Origin of the sequence: Endozoicomonas sp. ONNA2, from assembly GCF_024606365.1 — a bacterium.
GTDB lineage: Bacteria > Pseudomonadota > Gammaproteobacteria > Pseudomonadales > Endozoicomonadaceae > Endozoicomonas.
Window position 1 is genome coordinate 1 of the sequence record NZ_JAHHPO010000304.1, and the last position, 7,563, is coordinate 7,563.

Consider the following 7,563-nt stretch of genomic DNA (forward strand, 5'->3'; position numbering starts at 1 on the left):
CCTGAAATAACTTCGACATTTCTACAGACGCTACCCGCTTCCCGAAAAGCTGGAATCACTTGTGCTTTTGTGGGCAGCGGGCGGCGACAATTTCCCGGACTGAATAAAATGATGAAGTTATTTCGGGTCAATTCCCAAGCAGCTAATGTATGGTCTGCCCACATATTTCTCAAGGATTTATCGGGTGATCTACAGGATGTTTATTGGAAACATCTTTTCAGAAATGGTAAATGGGATGCTGATTGGTGTAAAAATAGAGCATTGCAGTTTAACGAAACGCACGGACAATCAACCGGATTTCGGTAAATCCCACTATACGAAGCCGCTGTTTGAATGCTTATTCTGAGAAATGATTCAGGCACAGTTCCCACAGTACGCAATTGCTGCTTGCCCTCTGAAGGCAGCATTGTTAGAGTTTCCGGAATTACCCAAGCCTTGAATCAAGGTACACCATAACATGCTGAAAAGGTTACGTGGCCTGTTTTCCAGCGATCTGTCGATCGACCTTGGAACAGCCAACACACTGGTCTATGTCCGCGAAAAGGGCATAGTGTTGAATGAACCCTCTGTGGTTGCTATCCGCAATCTCGGTACTCAAAAGAGCGTAGTGGCTGTGGGTGCCGATGCCAAGCGGATGCTGGGTCGAACCCCCGGCAACATCACTGCTATTCGTCCAATGAAAGATGGCGTGATAGCGGACTTTGATGTCTGCGAGCGGATGCTGCAGCACTTTATTAACAAAGTACATGAGAACAGTTTTATCCAGCCCAGCCCCCGTGTGCTGGTCTGCGTGCCCTGCAAATCAACCAAGGTCGAAAAGCGGGCGATCCGTGAGTCGGTGCTCGGTGCCGGGGCCCGGGAAGTTTATCTGATCGAAGAGCCCATGGCGGCCGCTATTGGTGCCGGACTTCCGGTGGAAGAAGCCAGTGGTTCCATGGTGGTGGACATCGGTGGTGGTACCACAGAGATTGCCATTATCTCCCTCAGTGGTGTTGTCTACTCTGAATCCGTGCGCATTGGCGGCGACCGTTTTGATGATGCAATTGTGACTTATGTCCGTCGCAACTACGGCAGCCTGATTGGTGATGCCACTGCTGAACGCATCAAGCAGGAAATTGCCATCGCTTATCCAAGTGATGAGCTGCTGGAAATTGATGTGCGCGGGCGTAACCTGGCGGAAGGTATTCCCAGAAGTTTTACCCTGAACAGTGGTGAGATTCTCGAAGCGCTCCAGGAGTCGCTGACGGCCATTGTCCAGGCCGTCAAGAGTGCCTTGGAACAATCCCCGCCTGAACTGGCCTCTGATATTGCCGAGCGTGGTCTGGTGCTCACCGGTGGTGGTGCCTTGCTGCGGGATCTGGATAAACTGATCAGTGAAGAAACCGGTCTGCCGGTCCTGGTCGCTGAAGATCCGCTCACCTGTGTGGCCCGTGGCGGCGGCAGGGCAATCGAGATGATGGATAAGCATCGTATGGATCTGTTATCCACGGATTAGCGGCAGGCATCCCGGTTAATCAAACACCTGTTTTGTAATTTGATCAGCAATATTTCCTCCGGAGGTATTGCTGATTTGCTATTTTGGTCTGCCATCAGGCAAAGTTAGTTGCCATTGGCATCAGTGGTTTGTAGCCCGGGTTTTTCCGGGAAGTGCTGGACTCATCACTTTACACAGCTGATCACTGGGAATGTCAGCCAGACACAGGTGTCGACAGGACAGTATTCTGATATGACATTTTCAAGGCAATTAAGTTCTGAGGCCTGGTAAGGAGCAGGTTATTAAACCGATTTTCAGTCAACGCCAGTCATTGGTCACGCGCTTTGTTTTGCTGATCATCCTGTCATTGGCGATTTTGTATTTTGATCATAGCTATCGCGCCTTGTCACAGGTTCGCCAATGGCTAACTGTTGCGGCTACACCTGTTCTTTTCCTTGCCGATCTGCCAGGGCGTCTCTGGGGAACCGCTTCTCAGGTGGTGATGTCGCACAACGACTTGCTCCAGGAAAACGCCCGCCTCAAAGCACGAAACCTGATTCTAGAACAAAAAGTCCAGAAGCTTGCCTCATTAACAGCCCAGAATATCCGTCTGCGGGAGCTGCTGAACTCTTCTGAACTGGTGGATGAGCAAGTATTGGTTGCCGAAGTGGTTGGCGTTGACCCTGATCCCTTCCGGCACCGGGTCATCATTAACAAGGGAGCCATTGATAAGGTCTACCAGGGACAGGCCATTCTTGATGCCCATGGCGTGATGGGCCAGGTCATTGAAGTCAGCCCTGTCAGCAGTCGCGTGTTGATGCTGACCGACATGGCGGCACGCATTCCGGTGCAAAATCACCGAACCAAATACCGTGCTATTGCTACGGGGACCGGCCGTACCGATCGCCTTGAACTGCAGCATATTCCGGTGACTGAAGATTTTCAGGAGGGTGATCTGCTGACCAGTTCCGGGCTGGGGGGTATCTATCCTGAGGGATACCCGGTGGGGGTAGTTACCGGGGTTATCCATAATTCCGGTGATGCCTTTGCCTCCATTGAAGTCAAGCCGTTGGCTGAAGTGAATAGAAGCCGGGTTGTGCTTCTGGTTTTTCGGGAAGTGGTTGGCCTGATTGAGTCGACAGATGCTTCAGAGCCCGATGCTACAAAGGCGGAGAAGAAAACTGATGAGGTGAGGCAATAATGGTGCAGCAGGCTAATGCCCACTGGGTGGTGTGGATGACCCTGCTGATGGGGGCAATGTTCAGTATTATGCCTTTGCCTGAGTGGCTATCACTGGTTCGCCCGGCATGGGTTCCGCTGGTGGTGATCTACTGGGTGCTGGTATTGCCGGAACGGTTTGGTCTGTTGTTTGCCTTTATCACAGGTTTGCTGCTGGATGTGTTTCAGGGCAGTCTGTTTGGGCTGAACTCCCTGGGTATGATCATGGTCGCTTTTATTGTACTCAGCCTGCATCGACGGCTCCGGTTATTTCCTGTCTGGCAACAGGCCTTCATGGTGTTCCTGATGATAGGTTTTTATCAGCTGATGCTCCTCTGGGTTCGCAGTGCTGTCGGCGATTCGACTCCCTCTGTCTGGTATTTGCTGCCTTCAATATCCAGTGCACTTATGTGGCCCTGGATTATGTCTGGCCTGCGATTTTTGAGACGCTATTTCCGGGTGGTTTAGTCTTCTGATAACTGATGTACCAAAATACCGCAGGAGAAAAGCACCGGTCCGGGGCGACCTCTCTTTGACGGGTTGAGCATAGAAAACGAACGCTGCCTTTTTTACAGAAAAATTCACTGGCGAAGGTATCTTTTGGTAAGACTCACAACAAGGCTTTCCCACTCTTCTGGCAAATCGCATGAGTAGGCATCAAATTGAACTGTAACGACTGCCCTAATATACTGCTTCAAGGTTGATTCCTCCTCTTTAGCTGAAAGCCGCTCTTTAACGGGGAGTCCAACGTACTCAGCCTGCTTGCTGGAGAAATCAAATGGAAATGCGCGAACCTCATAATCAGCAGGACCTCCTGAGTGGAATTTAGTACCTTTGCCGACAAGAATGGCACTGCAGGCATCATCCAGTGTGGAAACTCCATTATCAATGAGGGTTCTGATATCCTTAACCAGTGGCATTAACACTTGATCCCAGTTGTCAAGGGTAAATGAATCCTTGTCCGCAGGTAACACCTTCCTGTCGTCCAGTCGGCTGGCAGCCTCAAGATAATTTTTGCCGTCCAATACAAAAGCATTGTGTTCTGCGTAAGCGTTAAATGATGGCGCAATGTAGGTTGCTCTTGTGTATTTTTTGTCCTGGAATTCCCACCTGATAATAGCGGGTTTGATTTCATTGGTAGGAATACCCAATTTTTCCAGGTATCCAAGCATCATTAACTCATCATAGAATTGGTGCGCTGATGCAATCATTGCCAGTGCCTGGCCATTGCCAATATCGTAGAATATCTTTGATCCACCACCTCCCAGCCTTTCCTGGAGTTTTATGGTTGTGACCCCATCTGGAGTAATCAGCTCAATCGGAATATTGCCTTTTTTTGCCTTATCCAATTGTTGATAAGCTGCTTTTGGAATCTCCTTTGGATGATGTGTGATGTTTTTTGCCAGAAAAAGATCGTAACGACCCATTATAGCCCTGACGTCTCTATCAGGAATGTCTCTTCGCCATTGTACTTTGGCTCTTGGAATCAACGGAGGATTTGGAGCCGGTATTTGATAACTGTTCTCTGGCACCTGGCTTTGAACGGTAGTTTGTGAACCGCTCCCTGGTATCTGGTTTTGAACCATCGTTTGAGGTTTGGCAATTTTTCTGTCATACAGGCTCTTGACTGCATATACAAGATCAACAGCCAGTGACGGAATAAAGGTAACTACCGATACCACCGCAGCCACGACACGCCCAAAAAAGGGAGATGTTTTACTGGCAACAGCGACAGAAATTTTTTTAAACCAGCTCACGCAGGTCCATTCACTATTTTCTTTATTCTGAGGGGGATAATTAACCGGACCGGTCATGGAAACCTCTTCTGTTTCTTTTGATTATGTTTTGGTAAGTAATTGATTCTTATTTAATTGGACCACTATCCAGCACCCCTCACTTAAGGAATTGTCTTTTAATAAGTTCCCGATTTTCGTTCACCCTGAGCTTGTCGAAGGGTCGTGTCACCGAACTTCGACAAGCTCAGTTCAGTCAGGCAATGAAAATAGGGAGTTTATTTCCAGACAACTCCTTGGGCGTAAGAAAGTCAAAAATACCAAAGCTTACAACCTGTTTAAACGACTCATTGAGTTCAAAACTGAAACATTGCGTTTCCTGTCAGATTTTTCAATCCCCTTCGACAACCTGTGCATAAACTCTTCATGGAATTGGTGTGGGGTTTTATTTTTTACAGGAAATGCCATCGGCGGCTGTGTCTACGAGTCAGTTTGTCAACCAGGGTTTCCCACTCTTGGGGCAATCTTGCCATGAAATTGAATTGCATATTAACGACTTCATGAATATACGCCCTTAATGTTTTAGTCTCCTCTTTTGCGCTAAGCCGCTTTTTCACGGGGAATTGATCATGTTGAAAGTGCTTGCTTGAGAAAGTAAATGGAAATGCACGAACCTCATAATCAGCAGAACCCCCTGAGTGGAATTTATTGCCTTTACCAACAAGAATGACTTTGATGGGGTCGCCCAAGGTAGAAACGCCATTATCAATGAGGGTTCTGATGTCTTTAACCAGCGGATTTAAAAGTTCATCCCAGTTCTCAGCTTTCAATTCTTCCGTGTCGTCAGGTAATAATTTCTTATCGTCTAGTACCGTGCTAGTATTATAAGCTTTTGATGTGTCTAATACGAACGCATTTTGTTCCGTGTATGCTTTAAATGATGGTATGATGTAAGCTGCTTTTGAGTATGGAGAGCCCTCGAAATGCCAACGAATAACAGCGGGTTTGGTTTCATGGGTAGGAATACCCAATTTTTCCAGGTACGTGTGCATCATTAACTGATCATAGAATTGGTGTGAGTCTGGACTAATTGCCAGTAACCGACCATTGCCAATATCGTACAATTCAATTGATGCTTCATGTTTCACCTGATGCATAAGTTTTACTCGATTGGAACCCTCTTGAGTAACCAACGAAATCCGACGAACATTACTACATAAATAATCGTAAGCTTCTCTTGGATTGTCATATGGATAATCCTGGATATTTTCTGCCACAAATCGTGCGTGCTCTTCCATCGTCTTTCTGACATCTTCATCAGTAATGTATCTTTGCCAGTGTCCATCGGCTTTTGAAATAACCAAAAGATTGGGGTCCAGAGTTTGATGTATGGTAATTTTTCTGTCATACAGGCTCTTGGCAGCACAAGCAAGGTCAACTGCCAGTGCAGGAATAAAGGCAACCACCGATACCACAGTGGCAACAACACGGCCAAAAACCCGAGAGGTTTTACTGGCAACCGCATCGGAGATTTTTTGGAACCAGCTTACGCAGGTCCATGCATTATTTTCTGCATTCTGAAGGGTATCCAGTGGGTTACCAACTGTCGGTTCATTCATAAAAAATCCCTTTAATTTTAAATAATCGGTATACCAGTGTTTAAAGAACAGCTCATAAATATTTGGACCATTATCTAAAGAATAAGTTCCAATTCTTTAAGTTTTGATTTCATAGCGAAGGTGTCTTTCGGCAAGTTTTTCAGCCAGACTTTGATACTCAGCTGGTAAAAAGGCTGTATTGGGATTAAAGTGAACCCACAAGGCTGACTCAATATATCGTTGCAATGTTTTACGCTCATCTTCAGAGGAAAGCCTGTTTTTAGGAGGAAGTTGATGAAGTTGAGCATTCTCGTTAACGAATTCGTAGGGGAATGCGCGAATTTCATAATCAGCAGGCCCCCCTGAATGGAATTTATTGCCTTTTCCGACAATGATCGATTTGTGGGTATAGGGCGCTGCGTAGTTGACCACACCGTTATATGCAGTCAGACCATGATCAATTAGGGTTCTCACATCTTTAACCAGTGGCTTTAAAGCCTCATCCCAGCTCTCAACCGCCTTTTCATTCGAGTCTTCTGGTAACAATTTTATGCCCTTCAGTCGCTCTTCTTCATCATGAGTAGGATATTTGTGCGCCAGGAATGCATTTTGTTTGTCGTATTCGTTAAATGATGGTGTGATATATGTCGCTTTTCTGTATTTGATGCCCTCGAATTCCCAACACATAATAGCGGGTTTGATTTCAATGGTAGGAATACCTAACTTTTCCATGTAGCTGTTCATCATTAGCTCATCATAGAATTGGTGTCGGCACTTATTGCATGCCAGCGCCTGGCCATCGCCAATATCGTAGTAGTCCCTTGATTCACCATTTCTTATCCATCCATGGGCCTTTACTGTTTGGACATCATCGTGTGGAGTAATCAACTCAAATGGAAAGCCACCTTCTATTGCATCATTCAAAGCTTCCAAAGCTGCCAGTGGAATATCCTTTGGCTGATGCAAGAGATGTTTTTCCAGAAATTGATTGTGTGTTGTCATCGTGTCCCGGACAAAGCCATCATGAATTTTTCTTTTCCATGGAAGCGATGTAGACTCATGTGTGGTGATTTTTCTGTCGTACAGGCTTTTGGCAGCATAAGCAAGATCAATTGCCAGTGAAGGAATAAAGGCAACAACCGATACCACAGCGGCAACAACACGGCCGAAAAATCGGGAGGTTTTACTGGCAACCGCATCGGAAATTTTTTTGAACCAGCTTACACAGGTCCATTGGCTGTTTTGTGTATTCTGGAGGGTATCCAGTGGTGGTGTCCCAGCTGATGATTCATTCATGAAAAACTCCTTGGTTATTGTTTGTTCTAAAAATTGGCCCATCAGTGATTGAAATTTGCCTGACAATAATCTTTTGACCACAATCTACTGAATAAGTTTCAACTTTCTTGTTGTTTTTCAGCTCATAAAAACCTGAAGCAAAATTTCTCCCAATCCTCGCTAGGAACACTATTTCTCGGACAGCCTCCCGGGGCAGGGCGACAGAATCGGTCGAACGATCATCCCGATAATAGGATATTTAGCT

Annotated in this window: 7 protein-coding genes; 4 read left to right on the forward strand and 3 right to left on the reverse strand. The window is 46.3% G+C overall.

Annotation, left to right across the window (positions count from 1 at the left end):
• From KDK14_RS05485 to mreD, 4 genes are all read left to right on the forward strand, one after another.
• Nucleotides 1-306 (forward strand): hypothetical protein (locus tag KDK14_RS05485; RefSeq protein ID WP_257264012.1); only part of this gene is annotated, 306 nt, incomplete at its 5' end.
• Between the two features lie 151 nt (nt 307-457).
• Complete coding sequence (locus KDK14_RS05490) at nt 458-1,495, forward strand: rod shape-determining protein (protein WP_020585121.1); 1,038 nt, start codon at nt 458-460, stop codon at nt 1,493-1,495.
• 289 nt (nt 1,496-1,784) lie between these two features.
• Nucleotides 1,785-2,675 (forward strand): rod shape-determining protein MreC, encoded by an 891-nt coding sequence (gene mreC, locus KDK14_RS05495; RefSeq protein ID WP_257264017.1) that lies wholly within the window; start codon nt 1,785-1,787, stop codon nt 2,673-2,675.
• Nucleotides 2,675-3,160 carry a rod shape-determining protein MreD gene (gene mreD / locus KDK14_RS05500; RefSeq protein WP_257264013.1) on the forward strand — a complete coding sequence of 162 codons (486 nt, stop codon included), beginning with the start codon at nt 2,675-2,677 and terminating at the stop codon, nt 3,158-3,160. The genes mreC and mreD overlap by 1 nt, the downstream gene beginning before the upstream one ends.
• 113 nt (nt 3,161-3,273) lie before the next feature.
• On the opposite strand, the gene KDK14_RS05505 is transcribed toward mreD, so the two are convergent.
• The 3 genes from KDK14_RS05505 to KDK14_RS05515 all read right to left on the reverse strand — a co-directional run bounded on the left by KDK14_RS05505 (nt 3,274) and on the right by KDK14_RS05515 (nt 7,319).
• Nucleotides 3,274-4,506 (reverse strand): hypothetical protein, encoded by a 1,233-nt coding sequence (locus tag KDK14_RS05505; RefSeq protein WP_257264014.1) that lies wholly within the window; start codon nt 4,504-4,506, stop codon nt 3,274-3,276.
• Nucleotides 4,507-4,877: 371 nt separating this feature from the next.
• A complete protein-coding gene (locus KDK14_RS05510) occupies nt 4,878-6,044 on the reverse strand; it encodes a hypothetical protein (RefSeq protein ID WP_257264015.1) in 1,167 nt (388 codons plus the stop codon).
• Between the two features lie 96 nt (nt 6,045-6,140).
• Complete coding sequence (locus tag KDK14_RS05515; RefSeq protein ID WP_257264016.1) at nt 6,141-7,319, reverse strand: hypothetical protein; 1,179 nt, start codon at nt 7,317-7,319, stop codon at nt 6,141-6,143.
• Between the last annotated feature and the right edge of the window lie 244 nt (nt 7,320-7,563).